Origin of the sequence: Wolbachia endosymbiont (group A) of Philonthus cognatus (assembly GCF_947251755.1) — a bacterium.
GTDB classification, from domain to species: domain Bacteria; phylum Pseudomonadota; class Alphaproteobacteria; order Rickettsiales; family Anaplasmataceae; genus Wolbachia; species Wolbachia pipientis.
Window position 1 is genome coordinate 332,984 of sequence record NZ_OX366388.1, and the last position, 25,557, is coordinate 358,540.

At 35.5% G+C, this 25,557-nt stretch carries 32 protein-coding genes and 2 tRNA genes; 30 read left to right on the forward strand and 4 right to left on the reverse strand.

Translation table 11 applies throughout. The features are described 5' to 3' along the window. Window positions 1-172: 172 nt before the first annotated feature. A complete protein-coding gene (locus OPR21_RS01690) occupies window positions 173-2,470 on the reverse strand; it encodes a coiled-coil domain-containing protein (RefSeq protein WP_265030075.1) in 2,298 nt (765 codons plus the stop codon). 127 nt (window positions 2,471-2,597) lie between these two features. On the opposite strand from OPR21_RS01690, the gene OPR21_RS01695 reads away from it, so the two are divergent. Continuing rightward, window positions 2,598-3,953 (forward strand): phosphomannomutase/phosphoglucomutase, encoded by a 1,356-nt coding sequence (locus tag OPR21_RS01695; protein ID WP_236514753.1) that lies wholly within the window; start codon window positions 2,598-2,600, stop codon window positions 3,951-3,953. A gap of 106 nt (window positions 3,954-4,059) precedes the next feature. Here the strand turns inward: OPR21_RS01695 and OPR21_RS01700 are convergent, their stop codons facing one another. After that, a complete protein-coding gene (locus OPR21_RS01700) occupies window positions 4,060-4,911 on the reverse strand; it encodes an Rpn family recombination-promoting nuclease/putative transposase (protein WP_077188186.1) in 852 nt (283 codons plus the stop codon). A 210-nt stretch (window positions 4,912-5,121) separates the two neighbouring features. On the opposite strand from OPR21_RS01700, the gene ppdK reads away from it, so the two are divergent. Together ppdK and tnpC are read left to right on the forward strand one after the other, a co-directional pair. Further along, on the forward strand, window positions 5,122-7,857 hold the full coding sequence (ppdK, locus tag OPR21_RS01705; protein ID WP_265030076.1) for a pyruvate, phosphate dikinase: 2,736 nt from the start codon (window positions 5,122-5,124) through the stop codon (window positions 7,855-7,857). 330 nt (window positions 7,858-8,187) lie between these two features. Continuing rightward, window positions 8,188-9,531: an IS66 family transposase gene (tnpC, locus tag OPR21_RS01710; RefSeq protein ID WP_265022247.1), complete on the forward strand. Its 1,344-nt coding sequence runs from the start codon at window positions 8,188-8,190 to the stop codon at window positions 9,529-9,531. Here tnpC and OPR21_RS01715 read toward each other — a convergent pair. Continuing rightward, complete coding sequence (locus tag OPR21_RS01715) at window positions 9,528-10,778, reverse strand: ankyrin repeat domain-containing protein (protein WP_265030077.1); 1,251 nt, start codon at window positions 10,776-10,778, stop codon at window positions 9,528-9,530. The genes tnpC and OPR21_RS01715 overlap by 4 nt on opposite strands. Before the next feature lie 115 nt (window positions 10,779-10,893). Between OPR21_RS01715 and glpX the strand changes: the two genes are divergently transcribed. The 3 genes from glpX (at window position 10,894) to OPR21_RS01730 (ending at window position 13,160) form a co-directional block, all read left to right on the forward strand. Next, window positions 10,894-11,820: a class II fructose-bisphosphatase gene (glpX, locus tag OPR21_RS01720; protein ID WP_077188185.1), complete on the forward strand. Its 927-nt coding sequence runs from the start codon at window positions 10,894-10,896 to the stop codon at window positions 11,818-11,820. 81 nt (window positions 11,821-11,901) lie between these two features. Beyond that, entirely contained in the window at window positions 11,902-12,144 is a 243-nt protein-coding gene (locus OPR21_RS01725; RefSeq protein ID WP_265030078.1) for a hypothetical protein, read from the forward strand. Beyond that, the gene (locus tag OPR21_RS01730) at window positions 12,141-13,160 is read left to right on the forward strand and encodes a hypothetical protein (RefSeq protein ID WP_265030079.1); all 1,020 of its coding nucleotides are present in this window, start codon (window positions 12,141-12,143) and stop codon (window positions 13,158-13,160) included. The genes OPR21_RS01725 and OPR21_RS01730 overlap by 4 nt, the downstream gene beginning before the upstream one ends. Window positions 13,161-13,380: 220 nt before the next feature. Here the strand turns inward: OPR21_RS01730 and OPR21_RS01735 are convergent, their stop codons facing one another. Beyond that, window positions 13,381-13,863 (reverse strand): hypothetical protein, encoded by a 483-nt coding sequence (locus OPR21_RS01735; protein WP_077188183.1) that lies wholly within the window; start codon window positions 13,861-13,863, stop codon window positions 13,381-13,383. A 205-nt stretch (window positions 13,864-14,068) separates the two neighbouring features. On the opposite strand from OPR21_RS01735, the gene carA reads away from it, so the two are divergent. The 24 genes from carA to rplO all read left to right on the forward strand — a co-directional run bounded on the left by carA (window position 14,069) and on the right by rplO (window position 25,554). After that, window positions 14,069-15,160, forward strand: a complete 1,092-nt coding sequence (carA, locus tag OPR21_RS01740; protein WP_236514842.1) for a glutamine-hydrolyzing carbamoyl-phosphate synthase small subunit — start codon at window positions 14,069-14,071, stop codon at window positions 15,158-15,160. A gap of 114 nt (window positions 15,161-15,274) precedes the next feature. Beyond that, window positions 15,275-15,357 (forward strand) — tRNA-Tyr (locus OPR21_RS01745). 4 nt (window positions 15,358-15,361) lie between these two features. Then, window positions 15,362-15,432 (forward strand) — tRNA-Gly (locus OPR21_RS01750). 78 nt (window positions 15,433-15,510) lie between these two features. Next, on the forward strand, window positions 15,511-16,683 hold the full coding sequence (tuf, locus tag OPR21_RS01755) for an elongation factor Tu (RefSeq protein WP_236514841.1): 1,173 nt from the start codon (window positions 15,511-15,513) through the stop codon (window positions 16,681-16,683). A gap of 14 nt (window positions 16,684-16,697) precedes the next feature. Next, a complete protein-coding gene (gene rpsJ, locus OPR21_RS01760; RefSeq protein WP_265030080.1) occupies window positions 16,698-17,018 on the forward strand; it encodes a 30S ribosomal protein S10 in 321 nt (106 codons plus the stop codon). A gap of 9 nt (window positions 17,019-17,027) precedes the next feature. Then, window positions 17,028-17,750: a 50S ribosomal protein L3 gene (rplC, locus tag OPR21_RS01765; protein WP_265030081.1), complete on the forward strand. Its 723-nt coding sequence runs from the start codon at window positions 17,028-17,030 to the stop codon at window positions 17,748-17,750. A gap of 2 nt (window positions 17,751-17,752) precedes the next feature. Beyond that, window positions 17,753-18,367: a 50S ribosomal protein L4 gene (rplD, locus tag OPR21_RS01770; RefSeq protein WP_012673183.1), complete on the forward strand. Its 615-nt coding sequence runs from the start codon at window positions 17,753-17,755 to the stop codon at window positions 18,365-18,367. Then, window positions 18,364-18,651 carry a 50S ribosomal protein L23 gene (locus OPR21_RS01775; protein ID WP_015589144.1) on the forward strand — a complete coding sequence of 96 codons (288 nt, stop codon included), beginning with the start codon at window positions 18,364-18,366 and terminating at the stop codon, window positions 18,649-18,651. The genes rplD and OPR21_RS01775 overlap by 4 nt, the downstream gene beginning before the upstream one ends. Window position 18,652: 1 nt before the next feature. Beyond that, window positions 18,653-19,477: a 50S ribosomal protein L2 gene (rplB, locus tag OPR21_RS01780; RefSeq protein ID WP_015589143.1), complete on the forward strand. Its 825-nt coding sequence runs from the start codon at window positions 18,653-18,655 to the stop codon at window positions 19,475-19,477. A gap of 3 nt (window positions 19,478-19,480) precedes the next feature. Next, window positions 19,481-19,765 carry a 30S ribosomal protein S19 gene (gene rpsS, locus OPR21_RS01785; RefSeq protein ID WP_006279181.1) on the forward strand — a complete coding sequence of 95 codons (285 nt, stop codon included), beginning with the start codon at window positions 19,481-19,483 and terminating at the stop codon, window positions 19,763-19,765. A gap of 5 nt (window positions 19,766-19,770) precedes the next feature. Beyond that, the gene (gene rplV / locus OPR21_RS01790; protein ID WP_007549821.1) at window positions 19,771-20,118 is read left to right on the forward strand and encodes a 50S ribosomal protein L22; all 348 of its coding nucleotides are present in this window, start codon (window positions 19,771-19,773) and stop codon (window positions 20,116-20,118) included. 39 nt (window positions 20,119-20,157) lie between these two features. Further along, window positions 20,158-20,772, forward strand: a complete 615-nt coding sequence (gene rpsC, locus OPR21_RS01795) for a 30S ribosomal protein S3 (RefSeq protein ID WP_010962753.1) — start codon at window positions 20,158-20,160, stop codon at window positions 20,770-20,772. 14 nt (window positions 20,773-20,786) lie between these two features. Next, window positions 20,787-21,200, forward strand: a complete 414-nt coding sequence (gene rplP, locus OPR21_RS01800; RefSeq protein WP_010962752.1) for a 50S ribosomal protein L16 — start codon at window positions 20,787-20,789, stop codon at window positions 21,198-21,200. Between the two features lie 11 nt (window positions 21,201-21,211). Then, complete coding sequence (rpmC, locus tag OPR21_RS01805) at window positions 21,212-21,415, forward strand: 50S ribosomal protein L29 (protein ID WP_006279350.1); 204 nt, start codon at window positions 21,212-21,214, stop codon at window positions 21,413-21,415. Next, window positions 21,408-21,644 (forward strand): 30S ribosomal protein S17, encoded by a 237-nt coding sequence (rpsQ, locus tag OPR21_RS01810; RefSeq protein WP_007549925.1) that lies wholly within the window; start codon window positions 21,408-21,410, stop codon window positions 21,642-21,644. The genes rpmC and rpsQ overlap by 8 nt, the downstream gene beginning before the upstream one ends. Window positions 21,645-21,657: 13 nt before the next feature. Next, complete coding sequence (gene rplN / locus OPR21_RS01815; RefSeq protein ID WP_006279348.1) at window positions 21,658-22,017, forward strand: 50S ribosomal protein L14; 360 nt, start codon at window positions 21,658-21,660, stop codon at window positions 22,015-22,017. Next, a complete protein-coding gene (gene rplX / locus OPR21_RS01820; RefSeq protein ID WP_006279347.1) occupies window positions 22,017-22,334 on the forward strand; it encodes a 50S ribosomal protein L24 in 318 nt (105 codons plus the stop codon). The genes rplN and rplX overlap by 1 nt, the downstream gene beginning before the upstream one ends. Window positions 22,335-22,340: 6 nt before the next feature. After that, complete coding sequence (gene rplE, locus OPR21_RS01825) at window positions 22,341-22,874, forward strand: 50S ribosomal protein L5 (protein WP_010962750.1); 534 nt, start codon at window positions 22,341-22,343, stop codon at window positions 22,872-22,874. Between the two features lie 16 nt (window positions 22,875-22,890). Then, window positions 22,891-23,199 (forward strand): 30S ribosomal protein S14, encoded by a 309-nt coding sequence (gene rpsN / locus OPR21_RS01830; protein ID WP_006279345.1) that lies wholly within the window; start codon window positions 22,891-22,893, stop codon window positions 23,197-23,199. 21 nt (window positions 23,200-23,220) lie between these two features. Further along, window positions 23,221-23,616: a 30S ribosomal protein S8 gene (gene rpsH / locus OPR21_RS01835; protein ID WP_007551150.1), complete on the forward strand. Its 396-nt coding sequence runs from the start codon at window positions 23,221-23,223 to the stop codon at window positions 23,614-23,616. A gap of 16 nt (window positions 23,617-23,632) precedes the next feature. Then, a complete protein-coding gene (gene rplF / locus OPR21_RS01840) occupies window positions 23,633-24,178 on the forward strand; it encodes a 50S ribosomal protein L6 (protein ID WP_007551152.1) in 546 nt (181 codons plus the stop codon). Window positions 24,179-24,183: 5 nt separating this feature from the next. Then, window positions 24,184-24,555 carry a 50S ribosomal protein L18 gene (gene rplR, locus OPR21_RS01845; RefSeq protein WP_006279867.1) on the forward strand — a complete coding sequence of 124 codons (372 nt, stop codon included), beginning with the start codon at window positions 24,184-24,186 and terminating at the stop codon, window positions 24,553-24,555. A 12-nt stretch (window positions 24,556-24,567) separates the two neighbouring features. Further along, window positions 24,568-25,080, forward strand: coding sequence for a 30S ribosomal protein S5 (gene rpsE / locus OPR21_RS01850; RefSeq protein WP_010962748.1), 513 nt, complete (start codon window positions 24,568-24,570; stop codon window positions 25,078-25,080). 3 nt (window positions 25,081-25,083) lie between these two features. Further along, a complete protein-coding gene (gene rplO / locus OPR21_RS01855) occupies window positions 25,084-25,554 on the forward strand; it encodes a 50S ribosomal protein L15 (RefSeq protein ID WP_006279863.1) in 471 nt (156 codons plus the stop codon). Window positions 25,555-25,557 lie beyond the last annotated feature (3 nt).

Consider the following 25,557-nt stretch of genomic DNA (forward strand, 5'->3'; position numbering starts at 1 on the left):
CGGCGGCATGACGTAGGATTGCTGTCATCCCGCTGCTTGTTAGTGGCTAAGAGATACTGTGAATAAATCACGGTATGACGGTTAAGTATCCCGCTACGTGTTAGCGGCTGAGATAACGCGAATAAATCGCGGGATGACGTGTTGCTTGGGTCAGCTATAGAAGCAAAACTCATCATTTTGAAAGAGGAGGAGATTTTTCCGGACCCTCAGCGGAGATTGATTTTGGATCTGATAATTCTGTATTTACCTTGATTGGCTCTAATGGAGTTTTCTGCTCTTCTGGTTTATCGTCTGGAATTGGAACAGGCCAATCCATAATGTTTTGCGGTATAACTTCTGCTTCTTTAGCTTCTTTTTGACCTGTTGAAGATGATGCATCAACGCCTGCATTTTTGGTAACTTCTTGTTTTAGTTGTTTATTTTCTTCTTGCAGTTGCTTTAAATTTTTCTTTAACTCGTCAATCTCTCTTATTTTTTGTTTTAATTGTTCAGATATAGTTAGTTTGTCTCTAGTCAATTTTTTGTTTTCTTGTCTTAACCCACTAGCTATTCTGCTTGAGTTGTTGTTTACAGCTTGTATACCTTGGTCTTGCTGCTGCATGCTTGTTCCTCTACTTTCATATTCAACTTCAGTTTGAGTTGCCTGACCTTTTTCCTGCTGTAATATGTTCTGCAGTTGCTCTAGACTCTTTTTGACAGATGCTAGCTCTTCCTGTGTACACGTTAACATCCCTTCCTTTTCCTTAAGCTGACGTTGAAGCTTTTCTATTTCCCCCTTCGTATTTTCTTCGCTTAGCTCATCTGCAAGTGATCTTCCAGGTTCAAGTTGTCGAATTTCCCTCTCTAAATCTTCCTTTTCTCTCTGTAATTCATTTAATTCTTTAGACAATTGGCTCGCCGTTTCAGCCAATGTATTGTTTTCCTTTTTTGTTTCCATTAACTGTTCTGCCAACTGCTTTTTATGATCATCGTTTAAACCTTCCACTATTTTCTTCAGGTCATTCTCCAAATTTGCATTCTTTTCCTTTAGTACAGTTAAATTAGCTTCACTTTGCTTCAATTTTCTCTGTAATTCTTTATTTGCCTCATTTGTTTCACCTTCCTTATCTTTCAACTTATCATTTAAGCTTTCTATTACATCATTTTTATCCTGCAGTTCTTTCTCTATCTTTTGTGTTAACTGCTCAATATTTTGATTCTTCCAAGCTAATTCTTGCGTCATCCTTTTTAATTCAGCTTTAAGTCTTTCAGCTTCTTCTTCCCCAGTTTGCTTTTCTTCACTTAATTCGCTTATTTGTGTATCACCTTCTTTTTCTATCTTTTGATTAAGTTCTTCTAATTTTTCGAGTTTCTCTATAAGTGACTTAATAGAAGCATCTTGCTCCTTTATTCTTTGATCTCTTTCAAATATCGCTCGCTGTTGTTCATTAACTTTATCTCTCAAGGAGTCACGTTCTAATCTTAGATCCTCAAGCTGCTTTGCCTGCGCTGCAAAATGTTGAGCAAATGTTTCTTTTCCTTCCTTTAATTCCTCAATTTCGTTTATAATTTCATCTACTTTATCTTTTAATCCTTCTTGCTCATACTCTTCTTCATCACCAGACATATCATCCTCAAATATTTCATCTTCATCACTAAATTCACTGCTGGTGGATATAGAACTTCTACGTGAAGAAGGTGTGCTAGGAGAGGAATACCCACTGCTGCTTGGTGTAGGCAATTGCGATGATAGATCTTGTGTGGGCTCGAGACTGTCCATATCTTGACCTATATCAGTAAAAGCTTGATACAGAGTTTTTCTGTTGATAAAAACTTCTTTATTTTGTCCAACTAACTTTAATACTTCTTCTGAACTCGTTATTCCTCCAAATTTTGGCTCACCAATAACACTCTGTATACCACCAGAATCCAATTTTACGGTCATGCTACAGTCTATGCTGTTACCTTCAGAATCCTTAGCCTGCCAATTAATGGTCATTTCACATGAGCTTGAACCAGTAAAATCATAGTGCCTCTCATTGCCATTTTTCTTGCTTGCGGTTATTTGACTATCTTTCCCTAAAGATATATTATAAACCTTACCTTCACTGCTGGTCCTTAAAATATTGCTAATTTCTATTGGTTTTTCTTCATTTTCAAATCTAATTTTGAAGTCATTATCCTTTGTTGGATACACTAAGAAATTTTGATTTGGTAAAGATGCTTCAAATTCTCTATGTGTTTCATTTATTGATTGCTCAAATTTTTGGAACTCCTTTTCCCACTTTAAATTTATCTGTCCTGTAATGTTCTCATCTTTGCGTAAAGGGCCAATAAAATACCAGATTAAATTTTTTTCCTCCAATTGTTTTATAGTCTCTTGAAAGCTGCTACAAGATTCAATCACATCTAAAATATCCTTTTTCTGCTGTTCATCTACATCTAAACTTTGACTTTCAGCTATAAATACATTTTCGTTTTCCTGTGGCATAATTTTACATTTTAAAAAATATACTATAATATTAACAGATTTCTTTAAAAAGTCAACTAATTGTTGGATAAATAAACTTGAGCATTTGGCCAAAATGTTATATAGTAGTCACTTCAAGAAGTACAGTATGGACAATACCATTATAAGAAAATACGATATTAGAGGTATAATAGGCAAAGACTTACAGATTAATGATGGGTACGAGATAGGTAGAAAGTTTGGCCAAACCGTAGCTAGTGTTTGTGTCGGCTACGACAGCAGAATAGATTCACCAGGTATAGAAAGAGAATTAATTAGGGGCTTAACTTTATCCGGTGCAAATGTTATACGCGTTGGACTATGCTCTTCACCTATGCTTTACGCTGCAACACAAATCACACAGGCGGATCTTGGTATCATAATAACTGCCTCTCATAACCCCAGCGAATATAATGGCTTTAAATTTTTTAGTAATAAAAAAGTCTTCTCAGATCAAGAGATAAAGGAAATTATAAGCAGTCCAATTAAAAACAGCACAAGAATTGGAAGCTTAATTAACATAAATATATATAGTGAGTACATTCGCATATTAAAAAGTGCAGTGAAGAATAATACTACACAGAAATTAAAAATAGCCTGGGATTGTGGAAATAGTCCAGCAAGTGGAATCATAAGGTATATTGAAAAGATCTTGCCTGGTCATACGCACATCGTAACCAATAATTCTATAGATGGGACATTTCCACTGCATGATCCAGATCCCATAGAGGAAAAAAATCTCGCTCAATTAATTGACGTTGTGAAGGAGTATGGATGTGATCTTGGCATTGCGCTAGATGGCGATAGCGATAGGGTGCGCTTAATTGATAATAAAGGCAACGTTGTTTCCAATGACCATTTATTTATAATTTTTGCACGTGAAGTGTTGGAGGAATATCCAGAAAGCAAAGTTATTGCCAACGTAAAAATGAGTATGAAAGTGCATGATTTTGTTAGTAAGTTAGGAGGGCAAGTTATTACCTGCGCTACTGGACATTCACTAGTTAAGAAGAAGATGGTAGAGGAAGAGGCAAAGTTTGCTGGTGAATTAAGCGGGCACTTCTTCTTTTCTGAGCTAGGTTTTGATGATGGGCTATATTCTGCTGTTAAAGCAGTTGACATTTTGCTTAAGAAAAACCAAAGCCTATCTCAGGTAATTGAGGATTTACCGAAGTTATATATCACTCATGAAGTAAAGATTGTAGTGAAAGATGAGAAAAAATTTCAAATAATTGAATCAATAAAGAAAACACTGGAGAAGCAAAATATTGTATTTTCAGATCTTGATGGTGTTAAGGTAACCGATAATAAAGGTTGGTGGCTTCTTAGGGTGTCAAATACGCAAAACTGCATTACAGCAAGATGCGAAGGAGAGACTTTAGAGGGTTTTGAACTTACTAAAAAGGTTTTGTTCCATTACATTGATGAAGCAAGGTCTTTAAATTGTAGCTACTCACAGAAATAAATTTGATTTATAAAATTGACATGAAAGTATAAAGATAAATAGGCTAAATGTACTTATCACCTGGTCAGGCTGCAGCATTATTTCGTGTAACCGTTTGCGGGTCCACTTAATTCTGCAATTCTTTGATCTCACTCATGGAGAGGCCAGTAAACTTAACAATAGTGGTGACATCAACATTATTAGCCAGCATTGTTTTTGCAATTTCAATTTTTCCTTCCTTTTTAGCATCATCAAGTTTTTGTTCAAGAACAGCCCGTTCATCACGAATACGTTTTATTTCCTGTTCGTAGGCAATAAATTCTTTCTCTGACCAGTTGAATCTATTTAGTTCTTCATATGCCTTTTTAATTATTACATCACTACCTATTATCTTTTCCAATTCTTCTTCGCTAGTTTCATCTGCATATTTAAAATAATAGATCCATTTTTCAACTATACTCTCCAATTGGTCTTCTTTAGTTTTAGGAAATTTTGGTAACTCGATAAATGTAAAATAAAAATCTTTTAAATCATGTTCATAGCTATCTTTGTCTAACATTACATGATCTGACTTATACTCAGATTTATTAGGAAAGAGAATACAATCAGCAATAGCTATAAAAATGATTTCTTTAAGATCCTGATATTGATCACCTTTATCAGCTTGCCTTGAATAAGCTTTAGCAGCGTAATATTGAGCGCGTTTTTCAAAGCCTTTAGTTTTGGCAACTTGCATTTCGACTATTACTTGCACCCCATTTTCATCCCTGCAAAGAACATCAACGATACTTTGTTTTTTAGAGGCAATTTCAGCATCTTGAATAGTGCTGAGGAATTCTATTTCTTTTATTTCATCTTTGCCAGTGAACCCCAAAATATCATTGAGAAAGTGAATGAGGATGTCTTTATTTTTTTCAGTACCAAAAATACGCCGGAACGCAACATCATTCTTGGGGTCGAGAAATTTAGAAAGAGCCATAAAAAAATTTTTAAATGTATCTTTATATTATATATTCTTATTGATAATAATTCAATAATTTGTCATCTTTTTTGTTAACTTTACTGATGTTGCCAGAAGGAACGTTGTTGCAAAATTTTGTAAAATTTATTATCCTAAGGTTTCAAGTTCTCACAGGTTTATTGGAACTATATGTACAATGTGTTTATCAGTGAAAATCCGGAGAAAATGATGGGGGAAAAGTTAATACATTACTTTAGCCAGGGTAAATGCGAAGGCAATGCAGAAATGAAAAATCTGCTGGGAGGAAAGGGGGCAAATTTAGCAGAAATGTGCAATGTTGGCATTCCTGTTCCACCTGGTTTCACAATTTCCACCTCTGCTTGCGAAGTCTATTATCAAGACAATAGATCTTCTGTTATCCAAGTAGCTGACTACTCGGATCCAGAAAAAAATGTGGTCACGCACTGGAATGACATATGTAGTGGAATCAAAAACTACATGGCGATGCTCGAAAATGACATCGGTTGTAAATTTGGGGATTTAAATAACCCCTTATTAGTTTCAATACGCTCTGGTAGTGTTAGTTCAATGCCGGGCATGCTTGATACTATTTTAAATGTTGGTCTAAATGATGAAACCGTTGTTGGGCTTGCAAAAAAAAGTGGCGAACGTTTTGCTTACGATAGCTACTGCCGTTTCATCATGATGTACTCCAATGTTGTACTACAGCTTGATCATCACCTATTTCAAGATGTTGTTGATAATAAGCAGCAAAAGAGTGGAGCAAAAAGCTTAGCTGATCTTGATGTTGATGTTTTAAAAGAAATTGTTAACAATTTCAAAAGGATAGTACATGAAAAAACAGGAAAACATTTTCCGCAGAACGTTGAAGAGCAATTGCTCAGCTCAGTGAATGCAGTATTTGCTTCTTGGAAAAATGATAGGGCTGTTTCCTATAGAAGAATACATAATATTCCTGAAAACCTTGGAACAGCGGTCAACGTGCAAGCAATGGTTTTTGGTAATTTAAATGATAATTCTGCAACTGGTGTGATATTTACACGAAATCCTTCAACTGGAGAAAAAAAGCTTTTTGGTGAGTTTTTGGTTAATGCTCAGGGTGAGGATGTGGTTTCTGGTGTTTATACTCCTATGCCAATTGACGGAGAGCAAAAAAACACCATGGAGAAGTTGCTGCCAAGTGTCTACCGAGAATTATGCGTGGTATGTGAAAAACTTGAAAGGCATTATAAAGACATGCAGGATATCGAATTTACTGTACAGGACGGTAAGTTATGGATTTTGCAAACTAGGTCTGGCAAGCGCACGGCTGAAGCTGCTATTCGCATAATAGTTGATATGGTAAACGAAGGAACGATTACAAAAGAAGAAGGAATATTGAGAATTGATCCAAAAACCTTTGACAATTTATTGCATCCAGTTCTTGACGTTAAGGGTGACCAGAAAGTAATAGGGAAGGGACTGCCGGCTTCTCCAGGGGTTGCTTCTGGATATGTAGTGTTTAGTGCAAGTGATGCTGAAAAAGCTGCAGAGCAGGGTAAAAAAGTGATTTTAGTAAGGTCAGAAACGAGTCCTGAAGATATTAATGGAATGAATGCTGCAAGTGGCATAGTAACAGCACGGGGAGGGATGACCTCGCATGCTGCTGTTGTAACCCGTGGAATGGGTAAGCCATGCATTTGCAGTGTGAGTGGACTTTATATCGATAAAGATGGAACTTTCTTTTCTGTAGGGGATACAAAAGTAAATAAAGGTGAACCAATTACCATCAACGGAGGAACAGGGGAGGTTATGCTTGGCATTCTTCCTACAATTTCACCTGAATTATCGCAAGAATTCAAAACGATAATCAACTGGATAGATGAAATCAAAACGATCAAAGTGAGAGCGAACGCTGATACTCCAAAAGATGCAAAAATTGCAAAAGAATTCGGTGCAGAAGGTATAGGCTTATGTCGCACAGAACATATGTTTTTCGCTAGTGATAGAATCGAATTCATTCAAAAGTTGATAATAGCTGACGATGAAAATGAAAGGGTAAATGCGCTCATTAAACTGGAAGAAATGCAAAAGTCTGATTTCAAAGAAATATTTTCTATTATGGAGGGCAGGGAAGTCACTATACGTTTGCTTGATCCACCTTTGCATGAATTTTTACCCAATAATCAGTCTACTATAGAAAAAATCGCCAAATCGCTTAGTAAGTCAGTTGAATCAGTAAAAAATAAAATAGCACAGTTATCAGAAAAGAACCCAATGCTTGGCCATCGAGGTTGTAGACTTGCCATTTCTCATCCTGAAATATATAGCATGCAAATCAGGGCAATACTTAGTGCTGCAAATGAGCTGAAGGAAGAGAAAAAGGTAGAAGTTAAGCCTGAAATCATGATTCCTTTTATCATGAGTGAGAAAGAGTTTGTTCTGATATGCGAGCTAGTGAAGAAAGAATTTTCTGTCATCTCAGCTAGGATCAAGAAGCGGATTCCAGCGTCACGCGCTGGAATGACATCAGACAAGGCTTATTCAATTGGAACGATGATAGAACTGCCACGAGCGGCACTGATTGCTGATAAGTTAGCAAAACATGCAGAGTTTTTTAGTTTTGGCACTAATGATTTAACGCAAACAACCATGGGACTTTCAAGAGATGATTCAGTTAATTTCCTCGATTCTTATAAGGAAAGCAACATATTCGGAAACGACCCATTTGAAGTGCTGGACATCGAAGGGGTAGGGGAGTTAATCAAGATAGCCATTGAAAGAGGCAAAAAAACCCGAAAAGAAATAAAACTGGGTATATGTGGAGAGCATGGAGCAGATCCAAAATCCATAGAGTTTCTCATCGAATCAGGGGTGGATTACGTTTCATGCTCACCCTATAGAGTACCGGTTGCAAAGTTAGTGGCAGCACAGTTTAGTGTTAGATCTAAATTTGCTAGGTAAGTATAGTGGCAGTGTTGGCTACTCATATGGTTTGAGCCCACCAGAGGGTGTCATTCCAGCGCGTGACGCTGGAATCTAGTTTTTATTATGGCCTTTTGGATCCCAGTGTCTGGGCACTGGGATGACATCCTGTTACATGTTCAACTTCATTCTCTCTCATCGTAACCGTTCACGCAATGGCGTCAACTTAAGAGCCTTCATTAGCAGACTCTCCTAAAGACATGATGGCGTTTAGGCTTATCAACTTTGTCCATTCACGGTATAAGAAAGTAGTTTACAAAAATTGCATAATTAGTATAAAAAACAATAAACTAGATAGATGAGGGGTTGATGATAGAGGTGCTACAAGAAAAGATTGTGGTATTGGAGTCAGAAGTTGGTACTCTGAAAGCAGAGAATGATAAGTTAAGGACAAAAATAATTGAGCTAGAGGATAAGCTGGGTTTAAATTCAAAAAATTCATCGCTGCCACCATCGCAAGATGTATATCGCAAAAAGACAAAAAAGAAGAGCGATAAAAAACCAGGCGGGCAGCCAGGACATGAAGCGCACAAGCGGGAATTGATGGTAGCAGATGAGGTGGTAAAATGTTCAATTGATACAATTTGCATGTGTGGAAGCCAAGTTATTTTAGAAGAAGAAACTGTGCATCAAAAGGTTGAATTGCCAAAAATTAAACCGATAGTGACTGAATATAGGCTACAAAAAGGCTACTGTAAGGCGTGTAAGAAAAGGATCTCAGCTAGTCTGCCTGAAGGTGTGACAAGGGATCTTTTAGGAGCTAATGCAAAAGCAGTAATTAGCAGTTTTAGTGGATTTTTTATCAATTCAAAAAGGGAAGTACAGCAAATTTTGAGCAGCATATTTAATCTGAATATAAGCCTAGGTTTGGTATCAAAGACCGAGGGTAGAGTATCAGAAAAATGTATATCTGAATACGAAAAAATAAGAGAAGAGCTACGGAAAAGCAAGTATTTACATATAGATGAAACAAGCCATAGGAACCAGGGAAAGAAAGGTTGGAGTTGGGTAGTAACGAATAAAACAGCAACACTTATGAAGTTAGTTGGATCTCGCGGAAAGAAGATATTAAAAGGGCTATTGCCAGAGTATGATGGAATAGTTATAAGCGATAGGTATGCTGCGTATAATTACTTTAATCGTGAAAACAGACAGATATGCTGGGCCCATTTAGCAAGGGACTTTGAAAGGTTTTTTTACAGTAAAAATGTTGAAGTGAGCAGAATTGGCGCAGCATTAAAATCGCTGAGCAACAGGGTATTTGTGGTAGATAGAGCACGTAAACAAAACCTGATAGACAATTTAAGATTTTTCCGGTTAATGAGGAAGATTCGAAAAAGGGTGAAACATTTTTTGCGAGAGATAACAAGGGTTGCAAAAGGAACTCAGGCCTCGAGAATGGCTGCCAATATACTACGTTCTGAAGATATGATGTGGAGATTCGTGCGCAATCCTGATCTGATCGAGACAACCAATAACCTTGCAGAACGTCAGGCTAGACGGTACGTCATTTATCGTAAAAATAGTTTTTTCACTTGGTCAGAACGTGGAGAAAAGTTCATTGAAAGAATGCTTTCGATATTTTTGACTGCACGTTTGAATGATCAGAATCCTGTCCAGAAACTACAGAATTTAGTCGCTATTCCTGCCTAATTGGGAATATTCCGTGAACGGTTACCTCTCATCTCCCTATAACTTGGTAATGTAGAATTTTTTACATGCAACCCGGTATATATTGCAATCAAAGCAGCTATGACACTGCAAACTACTGCACCAGCTACAAATGGAACCATCACAGCAGCAGTAATGAATAATCCTGTAATAACAACTCCAACAACATCTTTTGTCAATGAGGTGTAAAAATCCTTTTTGCTCTCTTTATATTTAGTTTCTTGTTCATTTGGCATAGAAAATTGAGCATCTACAAAGCCGTTAGCTTTATTATCATTATTTGGTGTGGCAGTTTGGTCAATCCCTGTTACTACAGGCGTTTTATTTTCGTTATTATGATGCTGACCGTTACCACTATTTGGTGTAACAGTTTGATTGGTATTTGTCTTCTTTGTTAATATAGAAGGCACTGTTACTACAGGCGTTTCATTTTTGTTATTATGATGCTGACCGTTACCACTATTTGGTGTAATAGTATGATTTGATAGACCATCGCCGTGAGTTCTTATATTACTAGACTTATCATTACCGCTTGACATAGCGGATGTGCCGGCGTTTGTTGATACTACAGGAGATACTGGTTTATTAATAACACTCCTACCGTTACCACTATTTGGTACAGTAGTTGGATTTGTTTTTTTTGTTGATGTTGCTATAGATTTACTAGTGGCATTACTATTACTGCCAGATCCTACTTTAATTTCCTCATTAGATATTTTTTGCTTTTCTTGTTTCTCCTCTATCGCTGACACGAGTAACGTAACAAGTTTTTCATTGTTTTTGTCTATAGCCTTATCTAACGCATTACTCTTTAATTGTTGACACAACTTGTACAGCTTGCTTTTAGGTATTAGCTTTGATTGTTCTGCGTTAACATTTTGTAAGAGTAGATCTAAAATTTCGGTATTACCAAAATGGACAGCATAATTTAATATAGATTGACCATTTATAGTTTTGGGAATATGGCATGTTTCTTCTTGTTGGGAAATGATACTAATAATTTTTAGCTCATTTTTAAAGAGAAATTTTATAAAATCTAGATTACTTTTTTCAATTGCAAGTGCTAATAGTAAATCTCCCAACACACAGCCATTATGAAATTTTTGCTTTAGATCAATTCTTGCATTTAGCTCTTTACTTAATTCTTCAAGACTTGCTTGAGGCTTCTGTTTTACAGTCTCATTTATATTTAGATACAACTCTCTAATATCATCATTACTATATATCATAACTAACCCTACTACTATATGTTAGTTTATTATAGCAACTTTCCCACAACCAGTCAAGACATATTGCAGTTTCAAGCAGCATGATATATATTGAATATAGTTCTTAAAGCAAATGATGGAAGATTTAGCCTATAAATTAGTTAAAGTGACCGAAGCTGCAGCACTTGCTGCGTATAAATTGGCAGGCTTTGGTGATGAAAAAAGGGCTGATCAGGTTGCAGTTGATGCAATGCGTACAGTATTAAATTCAATGGAAATAAATGGTACTATCGTAATTGGTGAAGGTGAGAGAGATGAAGCGCCGATGCTATATATTGGCGAGAAGGTTGGCACTGGAAATGGTCCTGAAATCGACATTGCCGTTGACCCACTTGAGGGCACTACGATTTGTGCTCATTACAAACCAGGGGCAATGTCTGTTCTTGCTGCAACGAAAAAAGGTAATTTTTTACATGCACCTGATGTTTATATGGAAAAAATAGCGGTAGGAAAAAATCTTCCAGAGGGTGTAGTCTCACTAAAAAATAGCATTGAAAAGAATCTAGACAATTTAGCCAAGGCAAAAAAGTGCAAAGTGAATGATCTCGTGGTAACTGTACTTAAACGTGAAAGGCATAGTGAATTAATAGAGAAAATCAGGAAATTAGGAGCAAAAATTAAACTAATAGATGATGGTGATGTTGCGGCCATAGTTTCACTAATAAATGGCAATCATGATATGTATATCGGTATAGGAGGAGCACCAGAGGGAGTGCTTGCGGCTGCAGCGCTAAGCTCTATCGACGGACAGATGGAGGGAAGATTAGTACTTGATACGGATCAGTTAAGAGAAAGAGCAAAAAATTTAAATATTGATGACCCAGAAAAAGTCTACGCCGTAAAAGATATGGCAAGAGGTGAATCAGTGTTCATTGCAACTGGAGTAACAAGCGGAGAACTTGTGGATGGAGTTAAATTGAATCATAATACCTATTCAACTAATTCTTTAATAATTCTGCCTAATAGGCTGATAAAGCTGCAAACAATGCAGAACTTATGTTAGCTTTTTTAGTTTCTAATTTTAGCTTTACAACATTTAGCATTAAGATATAATTAAGTTTACTTATAACAATAGAGGTGTGAAATGTTTTCTAGTAATGGTTTTTACAAAAATTCGAGTACCAAGGAAAGTGAAGAAAAGTTGACTCTTCTATCTCCTCAAGCAAATCTTCAATTCGATGAGACTCAGGTACAAAGTGTGCTCTCAGATTTTGAGAAATTGGAGTTTAAGGATAATAAGTGTTTTGACAAAATAGCAGACGATTATGAAAAGAAGGGGAAGAGTTCCCTCTTTAATTACGTGATATTGAATAAGCGGAAGGAATGAGTTATGGAAAAGAACTTCAAGATAGACTTCGGTCTTTTAAAGATAGGGCAGAAGAAGTGTTATCAGATTTTGAAAAATTGAATTTCAATTTTAAGGATAATAAATGTCAAGATTCTTCTGATTCTGTAAATTATAATAACGGCCGGCCAGCAGATCCATTTGACAAAATAGCAAACTATTATCGACGGGAGAAGGAGAGCATTTTCCTTTTTAACTATGTGGTATTAAGTAAGCAAAGAGAAATAATGGATATATTGGATAAGAAGCTTACTTCTAAAGATCAGGAGGAGTTAAAAGAAAATTTTAAAAAGAGGTTGGGTAGATATCTTCTTCGAATTGACGAAGGAATGAATGATGCAAAAGAATTTCTAAACAAAGATGATCTAATTGGTTTCTTTGATGGATGTTATTGGCCAGACAAAAAGGCAGGACATCTTGTTAATCATTATGATAATCTTAGTATCAACATTACTAAACCTGGACAGAGTTTAGAAACTAGTCGTCTTTTTAGCGAAAAGACTAAAAGGATGGAAACAATTAAAAATGAGGTACAAAGAGTAAAAATATACAGTAATGATAAAAGAATAGTAACAATTGAGAAGAATGAGAAACAACAGAGGAACTACTCCTTTACAGAATTTGCAATATGTGACATCGAAATTAGTTGGGGTGCAAAAGATGAATCTGGAAAAGACCTTAACTGCGCTGTTGTTCTAAATATAAATTTAGGTCAAGTTAGTATTAAAAAATCAACTATTGACGGTAAAGATGTTGAACCAAAGGAAATTTTAGAATTAGCTAAGCAAAACGAGGCTGTGCTTATAAAAGGTAAAGCTTTACATGAAGTTTTAGCAGCACATTTCATTAAGCAAATACCATATGAGGAAAAGAAGAGTACGCAATCGCACGAAAATATTGTTGTACCTGGTTCCGGTGCACCTCGCTCAGCTATTGATGAAAGAGTAACTGTAGAGTGTTCGTTCAAGAGAGAGTCCGTTCAAGAGAGTAGCAAATAAGGTAGACGAAACAGGATAATAAAGATAATCATAGAGAAAAAGTGAGGTAAGATATTTTAGAACTCTGCAAAGATTTGCAGCAAAAAATAGAAAAGAGAATGAAAGTTTAAAAGCAGAAAAGATAATTTCATTATACTTAATTTGGAAACAAAGGAGGCTGAACCCTTTTCAAAACCTTCTATCTATTGTTTCTTAAACCACTCTGCTGAACGGAGACAGTTTAGGCTGTTATGCCTGGCGGCTTTGTTGGAATAAGTTTTTCAACACTGCTAACAATAAAGTCAGTGATACCGTCAGCTACCTTATCGAATTTATTGTTTATATCTTTTCCTATTTCTTCATTTTTAACATATTCGTGTAGAGCTAAAGCAGTTATAGCTGCACATGCTGCAATCAAGCCAGTTTTTGCTATAATGAGCATTGATAATCCTCCTACCAATATAGATGTTAATCCAATAGCCAGGTTTATAATTTTACTTTGTGTTGTTTGTTGTGCTTCCTGATTTTGACCTGCTTCCTTCTCTTCAAGAACGTTTGATATTATTTTTGAGACAATTTTTACCGCGATTATTGCAATTGCGGTCATAGCTAATCCTATGGCTATTTTTGCTAAGAGAAAAAATGATGGCAACACCATCGTAAAGAATAGTAAACCAGCTCCTGCAATTAGTAACTTATTTTTAGACTGAAACCCACTTAGCATAATAACTAACCTCTCTATTTTTTAACTACTAAATATATCTAATATAAAATACGGAGATAGTCAACATATTTTATGGAAGGGCGTGTTAAAAATTTTTTTCATATTGTTCTTCGCCGCCTTATGGTTGAATTTGGAGTTTTAGAAAGAGTTACGTATTATTTGAAATTCTTGTATACTGTTTTGAATCAGTTAAATAGATAATGAAGTGCAGGACGCAGTTTTAATTTTACAAGATGGTAAATGCTTTTGGGGAAAATCAGTAGGTAAAAAAGGCAAGTGCATAGGTGAGATCTGTTTTACCACTGGTATGACCGGGTATCAGCATACTATAACTGATCCTTCTTTTGCCGATCAAATTATAACGTTCACTTTTCCTCATATTGGTAACATTGGAGTAAACCATAAAGATAATGAAGGAAAGAAAATTTTTGCAAGTGGTGTGGTTATGCGTGAACTTTCTTCTATGTCCCACTCTTCTTCATATATCAGTTTAAATGATTGGTTAGAGAAAAATAACGTGATTGGGATATCAGGAGTTGATACTAGAGCTTTAACGAGACATTTGAGAGAACATGGATCTCAAAATGGAATGATATACCCGTCAAGCGAGACGCATGTGTTGGATGAATTGAAGAAATACAAACCTGTAAATGGGATAGAAATAACCAATAAAGTTAGCTTGCATAGTAATTTTAAAAGAGACCTTAATGCAAAATATAGGGTTGTAATCGTTGATTTTGGCGTAAAAATCAGTATAGTTTCACGCTTAATAGAACTTGGTTGTACAGTTGAATTAATCAGACCAAGCACAGGTTTTGCTCAAAAAGTGTTGAGTATGAATCCAGATGGTATAGTGCTTTCAAATGGTCCTGGTGATCCGCAAGAAATAGGAGAAAGTGTAGTTTCAGAAATAGACATTATTATAAAATCTAAAATACCAATTTTTGGCATATGCATGGGCCATCAATTACTTGCGATTACTTTGGGGGCAAAGACCATCAAGATGGATATAGGTCACCGAGGGAGTAACCATCCAGTTTATGATGTAATTAGTGGAAAAGTTGAGATCACTAGCCAAAATCATGGTTTCGTTGTTGATTCAGCTTCTCTTCTAAGTAATGTTGAAATTACTCACATTTCTCTATTTGATAATAGTGTAGAGGGAATAATGATGAAGGATTACCCAGTCTTTTCTGTGCAATACCATCCAGAAGAAGCGCCAGGTACGCATGATTCGCATTATTTGTTTAAACGTTTTATTGACAATATTGTGTTGTATAAAATGAAATCTGCGTGATTTTAATCAGGGTAGGTTTTATTGCTTGATTTTTTAATTTTAGGCGTTTAGTATTAAATACAATAAGAGCTTAAGTTAAGATGCTAAAATAGTATTCTCTTAACAAATTTTTGCGGAGGAGTGACCGAGTGGTTAAAGGTAACAGACTGTAAATCTGTCCGCGTGAGCGTACGTAGGTTCGAATCCTACCTCCTCCATTGTGCGGGTATAGCTCAATGGTAGAGCTCTAGCCTTCCAAGCTAGTGACGTGGGTTCGATTCCCACTATCCGCTCTTTTTTTTGTTGTATTTTTATAAAATCAACATATTATTTATTGATGTATTTGTATTTTAGGTAGAAAAGTTTAAATTATGACAGCAATAGTGGAAGCATTTGGAAAGCCGCATGTAAATGTGGGAACAATAGGACATGTGGATCATGGGAAGACAACGTTAACAGCGGCGATAACAAAGCATTATGGAAATTTTGTAGCGTATGATCAGATAGATAAGGCGCCAGAAGAAAGGAAGAGGGGGATAACGATAGCAACAGCGCATGTTGAATATCAGACGGAAAAAAGGCATTATGCACACGTTGATTGTCCTGGACATGCTGACTATGTAAAGAACATGATAGTAGGTGCAGCACAGATGGATGCGGCGATATTGGTAGTGTCAGGGGTTGATGGGCCAATGCCACAAACGAGAGAGCATATATTGCTGGCGAAGCAGGTAGGTGTTGGATATATCGTGGTGTATATAAATAAAGCTGATGTTGCTGATGCTGATATGATGGATTTAGTAGAAATGGAAGTGAGGGAATTGCTGAATAAATACGGATTTCCAGGGGATGAAGTTCCTGTGGTAGTGGGATCTGCATTGAAAGCGCTGGAGGATGACAGCAGCGAATATGGAAAGAAATCAATAGATAAATTGATGGAAAAGTTAGATGAATATGTGGCGGTTCCACCAAGGCCTGTGGATTTACCATTTTTATTGCCAATCGAAGATGTATTTTCGATATCGGGGCGAGGAACAGTGGTAACAGGAAGAATAGAGAAGGGAGAGATAAAGACGGGAGAAGAGATAGAGATAATAGGTCTGAAAGCGACGCAAAAGACGATATGCACAGGTGTTGAGATGTTTAAGAAGTTGCTGGATAAGGGAAGTGCAGGACTCAATGTAGGAATATTGTTAAGAGGAACAAAAAGAGAAGAAGTGGAGAGAGGGCAAGTATTAGCGAAACCGGGGACGATAACACCGCATAGAAAGTTTAAGGCGGAGGTTTATATATTAAAGAAAGAGGAAGGAGGAAGGCATACACCATTTTTTGCGAATTACCAGCCACAGTTTTATTTAAGGACAACAGATGTAACTGGGAGCGTAAAATTGCTAGATGGGAAGGAGATGGTAATGCCAGGAGATAATGTGAGTATAGAAGTAGAATTGCAAGTACCGATAGCGATGGATAAGGGATTGCGTTTTGCGATAAGAGAAGGTGGTAGAACTGTTGGTTCTGGTGTTGTTTCTGAAATTTTGGAGTGAGTGTAGTAACTAAGATGAAGCAAGATATATATATTAACATTAAGGCTTTCGATTGTTCTTTATTGGAGGAGTGTGTTCGAAAATTTGTTGATGAATTAAAGCGGTCCAGTGCAAAATTATCTGGTCCGATTGCGTTGCCAAGGAAAGATTCTAAATTTATTGTTAATAGATCTCCTCACGTTGATAAAAAATCTCGTGAACAGTTTGAAATGAGAACTTCTAGGCGTTTGATTGTTTTACATGATCTTACTCCTACTATGATGCAGATGCTTACAGGTTTATCTTTTTCTGCTGGCGTAGAAGTGGATTTAAAAGTCAACGAAGTTAAGGTTTAGGAGAAGGAAATGAAGAGAATAAATTCGCTGGGGAGAATTGGTTTACTAATGATGAATATTGGTCATACTGCTATGTATTCTGACAATAGTCGCATGGCTGTAACTTTATTGCATCTCAGCGAAACTTATATTATTGATATAAAAGGACAAGATAAATGTGGCTATAATTCAGTCATTTTAGGCACAGGAGATTTTAAAAATATAGCAAAACCTCAGTTGGAATATTTAAAGAAAAAGGGTATAAATAATAAATGTAAGTTATACGAAAGTAGATTAAATGACCTGTCGGGAATAGAATGTGGTAAAAAAGTGGGAATCAATCATTTTGTGGTTGGTCAATATCTTGATATTACGGGTTATTCTATAGGTAAAGGATTTGCTGGTGTGATGAAGCGGCATAATTTCAGTGGGCTTAGGGCATCTCATGGTGTTTCTATTGCTCACAGATCACAAGGTTCCACTGGCCAATGTCAGGATCCTGGTAGAGTATTCAAAGGAAAGAAAATGGCTGGTCATTTAGGTAACAGCAGGATAACTGCACAAAATATGAAGATATTATCCATTGATCATGAAAATAGTATAATTGCTGTGAAGGGTAATAATGTTCCTGGGTTTAAAAATTCCTATGTTTTTGTAAGAGATGCAGTTAAAAAATCTTTACATAAAGATGTTCCTTTTCCGGTAGGTTTACTGTTAGATGTAAATGATGATGCTAGTAATTTGGTAAGTTAGTTATGGAATGTAATTTAGTTAATCTATCTAATGATAATGTAGGTACTGCTCAGCTCAATCCTTTGATATTTTCTGCTAAGCAAAAATTGAGTATTTTGCATGATATAGTGAGATGGCAATTAGCGAAGAGAAGAGCTGGTACTCATAAAACAAAAGGTATTAGTGATGTCTCTGGTACAACAGCTAAACCTTATGGTCAAAAACGTACCGGTAGGGCAAGACAAGGGAGCTTGCGATCTCCTCAATTTAGAGGTGGTGGGATTATTTTCGGCCCTGTTGTGAGGAGTCATACTTATTCTCTTAATAAGAAGGTACGCAAATTTGGTTTAAAAATTGCTTTATCTCTAAAGTATTTAAATAATCAAGTAATTATTCTGGATAATTTAAATATTGATGTGAAGAAAACGTCTGAAATGTGTAAATGTATTAAAAATTTTAAATTTTCTTCCTTTTTGATAGTTGGTGATTATGGAGATGATTTGTTGCGTGCGGCTAAAAACTTGCACTATGTAGACTTAATCAAACCTATTGGGTTAAATGTTTTTGATATATTGAATCACGAATGCGTGATGTTGACAAAGGATACTTTAAAGCATCTTGAAGGTAGATTGTTATGATCAAATATAATAATATAATAAAATCTCCTATAATTACAGAAAAGGCCTCTTTTTTGAGGGAGAAGTTTAATAAATATTCTTTGTATGTTTTTGTAAATGTAAATAAGCGTCAAATAAAGTTGGCAATAGAGTCTCTATTTGATGTTAAAATTTCTTCTATAAATGTTGTTAGAATTAAGCCTAAATATAGGCGTTTTAGGGGTGTGATTGGTTGTGAAAAACAGAAAAAGAAAGTTTATTTTTCTTTGATGGATGGTCAAAAATTAGATATAATGAGCGTTTAGTATGGGTATGAAATTTTTTAATCCTGTTACTCCGTCTTCTCGTGGGACTGTGTTAGTAAGTAAAGTTGGTTTATCAAAAGATGAGCCAGAAAAGTCTCTTACATCCGGTAAAAAGTCCAGTGGTGGAAGAAATAATCATGGTAGAATTACAACTCGTCATAGGGGTGGTGGTCACAAAAAGAAGTATAGAGTGATAGATTTTAAGCGTAATAGAAGTGGTCAAGGTATAGTTGAAAAAATAGAGTATGACCCAAATAGAAGTGGGTTTTTGGCGTTAATATCATATAAGGAAGATGATATTAAGTCTTATATATTAGCTCCTCAAGGTATGAAGCCAGGTGATGTTGTTACAGCTGGGAATGATGCTGATATTTTGCCAGGGAATTGTTTACTACTCAAGCATATACCTGTTGGTTCTTTCGTTCATAATGTTGAGCTGAAGCCAGGTAATGGTGCTGCGATTGCTAGAGCTGCTGGTTGTTATGCACAAATCGTTGGTCGTGATGGCCAATATGTTTTATTACGACTCAGGTCTGGTCAAATTAGGTTGATTTTATCTTCTTGCAAGGCTACTATTGGTGTAGTATCTAACCCTGACCATAAGAATAGAAAGTTGGGTAAAGCTGGGAGAAGTAGGTGGCTTGGGATTAGACCTACTGTACGTGGAGTTGCAATGAATCCGGTTGACCATCCTCATGGAGGCGGGGAAGGAAAAACCTCTGGTGGTCGTCATCCTGTTACTCCTTGGGGTGTTGCAACAAAAGGAAAGAAAACTCGAAGGAGAAATAAATCTAGTGATAAGTATATAAAACAATTGAAAGGTTAGTTTATGAGTAGATCTGCATGGAAGCCTCCTTTTTGTCATCCTTCTATATTAAAGTCGGTGAATAATGCTTTAAACAAGGGGTTTGTTAACATGGCTATAAAAGTTCATTCCAGGGCTTCTGTAATTCTCCCTAATTGTTTAGGTTTAAAGTTTGCTGTTTATAATGGTAAGGATTACATTCCTGTGAATGTTAATGATCAGAATATGATAGGTCATAAGTTTGGTGAGTTTTCACCCACTCGTAAATTTACTGGGCATAGTGGTGATAAAAAGGCGACAAGAAGGTAATTGATATGAAAAACAGAGATGTAATAGTTAAAGCTGGTTCTAGGGTTTTAAAATCAACTCCTCGTAAATTGAATTTGGTTGCTGGTTTAGTACGTAATAAAAAAGTTTCTTTTGCCACTGTGCAATTAAGATTTTGTGAAAAGAAAGCTGCAGGTCTTATAAGGAAGGTATTAAATTCTGCGATTGCTAATGCTCAAAATTATGGATTGGATATCGATAATTTATATATAAAAGAAATTTTAATAGGTAAGTCTCTTACTTTGCGTAGGGTATGTCCAAAAGCTATGGGTAGAGCTAATAGAGTTAGTAAACGTTATAGTAATATAACTGTAAAATTGGGGGAAATTATATGATTCATAAAAATAGAAAATTAATAAGGAAAGTGCAAAAATATGGGAAACGTTAATCCTAAAGGATTTAGGTTAAAAATAATTAATACTTGGTCATCTATTTGGTATGCTGAGAAGGGTTATAAACAAGGGTTGCATCAAGATTTATCTATTCGCAGTTATATAAATGAATCTTTTAAGCATGCTGGTGTTTCTAAAGTAATTATAGAGCGTACGATCGATTTGGTATCTGTAATAATACATTCTTCTAGACCTGGAGTGATAATAGGTAAGAAAGGCTCGGATATTGAGAAGATAAAGCAAAAGATAGCTGAAAAAGTAAAAAATAATGTGGAAGTGAATGTAGTAGGGGTTAAAAGGTCTGAAATAGATGCAGTTTTAATATCAAACAGCATTGCACAGCAGTTAGAAAAAAGGGTTTCATTTAGAAGAGCGATGAAAAAAGCTATTCAAAGTTGTTTGAGGATGGGTGCTAGAGGTATTAAAGTAAGTTGTTCTGGGCGCCTTGGCGGAGCTGAGATAGCTCGTACTGAGTGGTATAAAGAAGGCCGTTTGCCTTTGCATACTTTACGTGCTAATATAGATTATGCTTTTGCTGAAGCAAAAACTATATATGGCATCATAGGAGTTAAGGTCTGGGTTTATATTGGTAACTAATTAGGTATATTGAAATGTTTATTCCTAAAAAAAGTAAATATAAAAAAGTATTTAAAGGACGAATTAAGGGTAACACGAAAGGTGGTAGCACATTATCTTTTGGAGATTATGGTCTAAAGGCTATGGAAGCAGGTAGGATTCAATCTAAGCATATTGAAACTGCAAGGCGTGTAATATCTAGAACATTAAAACGCTCTGGTAAAGTGTGGATAAGAATTTTTCCTGATACCCCTGTTAGTAAAAAGCCGGCGGATGTGCGTATGGGTAAAGGGAAAGGTAGTGTTGAGTTTTGGGTATTTAAAGCTAAGCCCGGTAGAATGTTGTTTGAAATTAGCAGTGATGTTCCCATGCATTTAGCAAGATTGGCGCTTGAAAAGGCAACTGCTAAGCTTCCTATGAAGTGTAAATTTGTATCTAATCATAATTAAATGGAGTTGCAATGGATATAGCTGACATTGAATCGAGGTCCTCGCAAGAATTGCATGAAATTCTTGTGAATTTGAGAAAAGAGTTTGTTAATTTGGTTTTTCAAAAGAAGCTGGGCCAGTGCAACAATATTTCGCGTTTTAGCTTAATAAGAAAGAGCATAGCTCGTATTTTAACTACATTAAATAAAAGAAGAAGAGAGGAAAAGAATGCCTAAAAAGGTTTTTTGTGGTACTGTAACTAAGGCTAAGTGTGATAAGACTGTAAAGGTTTCGGTATTACAAGTGTATAAGGATGAGCTGTATAAAAAGGTTATAAAAAAATACAAGAAGTATACAGCACATGATGAGAATAATAGTTGTAAAGAAGGGGACAAGGTTTTAATACAAGAACACAAGCCTATTTCTACTACTAAAAAATGGGTTATTGTTAATAGCTCACATTGAATAGGATATTTATATGATTCAAAAAAATACATTGTTGGAAGTAGCTGATAATTCTGGCGCGCGTGCAGTGCTTTGTATTGGTTTATTGGGTGGTAGAAAGTCTGCATCTATAGGTGACACAGTTATTGTATCTACTAAATCTATTACTCCAAGAGGGAAAGTTGAGAAGGGAAAAGTATATAGAGCAGTTGTGGTGAGGGTGAAAAGCCCTATTAGAAAATCTGATGGTTCTGTAATTCGTTTTTCTAGCAATGCTGTAGTTTTGATTAACGATCAAGGTGAACCACTTGGCACTCGGGTGTTTGGTCCGGTAAAAAAGTTATCATCTGGTTCTTTTATGAAGATAATGTCATTAGCTGTTGAGGTTTTATAATGAGTGCTAAAATAAAAAGTGGTGACGACGTTATAGTTTTAACTGGTAAAGATAAGGGAAAAATTGGTAAGGTAATCAAAGTTATAGCACGTGATGCTAAAAAGAAAGTAATTGTTTCTGGAGTGAATGTGCATAAGAGACATACTAAACCAAAAGCTGGTAGTAGTGGTGGTATATTAAATAAAGAGTTAGCTATTGATATATCCAACGTTGCAACATTGGACCCTAAATATAAAACTCCAACTAGAGTGGGGTTTAAGGTTATAGACGGTAGAAAAGTGCGTTTTGCAAAAGTTTCTGGAGAAGTGATAGATTAGGTTGATATGTTTAAAGAATTGTATAAAGATAGCATAGTAAAGTCCTTGAAGGATAAGTTTAATTACGGCAATATAATGCAAGTGCCTAAACTTGTCAAGGTGTGTATCAATATGGGCGTTGGAGATGCTGCTACAGATAGTAAAGCAATAAATGAACCACTTGATAGCCTATATTTGATTGCTGGGCAGAAGCCTTTATCAACTTTTGCAAAAAAATCTATTTCTGGCTTCAAGATCAGAAAAGGTGCTACAGTAGGTTGCAAAGTAACTTTGCGTAGAGATAAAATGTATGAGTTTTTAGAAAGATTGATATATATTGCTTTGCCAAGGGAAAAAGATTTTAGAGGATTTAGTGTGAAGCAATTTGACGGTAATGGTAATTTTTCCTTTGGTATAAAGGAACATATCTCGTTTTTAGAAATAGACTATGATAAAATAAGTAAAATTAGAGGTATGGATATTAATATTATAACAAGTGCAGTTAGTGATAAGGAAGCAAAGGAATTATTACTGGCTCTTAAATTTCCTTTTTTTGATTAATTGAGAGGAGAAATATATGGCAAAAAAATCTATGATAGAAAGAAATCTTCGCAGAATAAAGTTGTGCGATCAATATAAAGAAAAAAGAGAAAAATTGAAATCTATAATAAATAATAAGAATTTGTCTATTGTAGAAAGGTTTACAGCTCAAAATAAATTAATTAAAAAATTGCCTAGAAATTCTTCTAAAACCAAAATTAGAAATAGGTGTGCTTTAACTGGGAGACCAAGAGGAGTATATAGAAAATTTGGTTTATGTAGAATTGTTTTGCGTGATTTATGTTCTTTTGGGCAAATTCCAGGAGTTACAAAGTCTAGTTGGTAAATATAATATAAGGAGTATATTGTGGCGTTATCTGATAGTATTGGTGATTTTTTAACAAGGATACGTAATGCTCAATTGGCAATGCATAGGGCAACAAGGGTACTATTTTCTAAGATGAATTCTTCTATATTGGAGATTTTAAAAGAGGAAGGGTATATCCTTGATTATGAAAAGCAAGTTGTAGATAATTTACCTTCTTTCATTGTAAAATTGAAGTATTATGAGAAGTCACCTGTAATTAGTGACATAGTTAGGGTGTCAAAGCCTGGTTGTCGTCGTTATTCTAAGTATAAGGACATTTCTAAAGCATATAATGGTCTTGGTATTTTTATTATATCGACACCCAAAGGAGTGATGACTGATTATAATGCACATAAGTTAAAGGTTGGTGGAGAAGTTTTGTGTCGTGTGTTTTAAATAATAGGAGAAATTCATGTCTCGTATAGGTGCTGCTCCTATCAATATTCCTGCTGGTGTTTCAGTTGAATATAATAATGGTAGTATGTTAATAAAGAGTGCTAAGGCTGAAAAGGAAGTTAGCTTGATCAGGGATGTTGTGTGTCAGATTATTGATAATCAGCTATTGCTTTCTGTTGATCAAGATAAAGATAATTATGATAAAATAAAGCCTATGTGGGGCACTTATAGGAGTAATATTAATAATATCATTAACGGCATGGTTGATGGTTTTTCTGTTAATCTTGAGATTAACGGTGTGGGATATAAGGCAGAGTGTGATGGTAAGTATTTGACTTTATATCTTGGTTATAGCCATAATGTTAAATATAAAGTGCCTAAAGATGTTGAGATTAAGTGCATAAAGCCAACTCACTTAGTAGTTAGTGGTATGGATAAGCAGAAGGTCTATATGGTGGCGTCTGATATATGCAAAATTAGAAAATATGATCCTTATAAAGGTAAGGGTGTTGTAATAAAAGGCAAATTTATGCTGCGTAAGGTTGTAAGTAAAAAGAAGTAATAAAAATGAAAAGATCGTATAATTTTTTAAGTAATTCTGAAAAAAGGAAGTTACGTAATAGAGCGAAGCTTGACAAGAGCGCTGAACGTTTACGTATATCCATATTTAAATCTAATAGGCATTTTTATGTCCAGTTAATTAATGATGTAAAAGGAATAACTCTCACTTCAGCTTCTACTTTGGATGCTAAAATTAAGGATGTATGTAAAGGGAAAGTCAACGCTGAAACTATAAAACAGGTTTCTTCTTTAATGGTTGAGCGTCTGTCTGGCATGAAATTAGAGCAGCAGCTTACGTTTGATCGTGGAGCGTATAAATACACAGGATTAGTTTCTCAATTTGCTGAGGCTTTAAGAAGTTCTGGATTTGAATTTTAGAAGGTTTTGAATATGGCTATAAAGAATTTACAAAATAATAATGATTTATCAGAGCTTTTAGTTTCGGTACGAAGAGTGACAACGGTTACCAAAGGTGGTAGAAGATTTTCATTTTCAATTTTGGTTGTTGTTGGCGATGAGAAGGGTAGGGTAGGGTGTGGAATAGGTAAGCACGCAGAAGTTGCTGAAGCAAGAGTCAAAGCTGTAAATGCTGCAAAGAAATCAATGATTAGAGTGTACTTGCGTGAAGGTAGAACTTTGCATCATGATATTAAAGCTAAATTTTGTTCTGGTGAGATAGTTTTAAGAACCGCAAGAGCCGGAACAGGTATTATTGCTGGTGGAGCGATTAGATCAGTTTTTGAGGTGTTAGGTATAAAGGATGTGGTAGCTAAATCCACTAGATCAAATAATCCTCATAACGTTATATGTGCGGTGTTTAAGGCTTTTGATAGTATGTTATCTCCTCGTCAGGTAGCAAGCAAAAGAGGCAAAAAGATTAGCGAGATAGTTGGAAACAGGTAAAGTATGAATAATGCTGTAAAATTAAACTCTATATTTACTAAATTATCTAAGAAAAAGAAGCCTAAGTTGCTGGGTAGAGGTATCGGTTGTGGTAAAGGTAAAACATCCGGTAGAGGGCATAAAGGGCAGAAGGCTAGAAGTGGAGTTTCTATAAATGGTTTTGAGGGTGGACAACAGTCTATATATACTCGTTTGCCTAAAAGAGGTTTTAAGCCTATACGTAGGAGCATATACTCTATAATTAATGTTGGCGATATACAGCGCTTAATGGAAGCTAAAAAAATAGTGAAAGACTCTGTTATAGATAAGGAGAGGCTGTATAAATTAGGTTTTATAAAGTCTATTAAGGATAAAATTAAACTTCTTAATAAAGGTAAGTTGAGCGAAAAATTTGTGTTTCATGTTGATTTTGCGTCAGAAGCTGCAAAAAAATCTGTAGCTTCAGTTGGTGGTAGTGTGGAAATACTATCGTAAGTC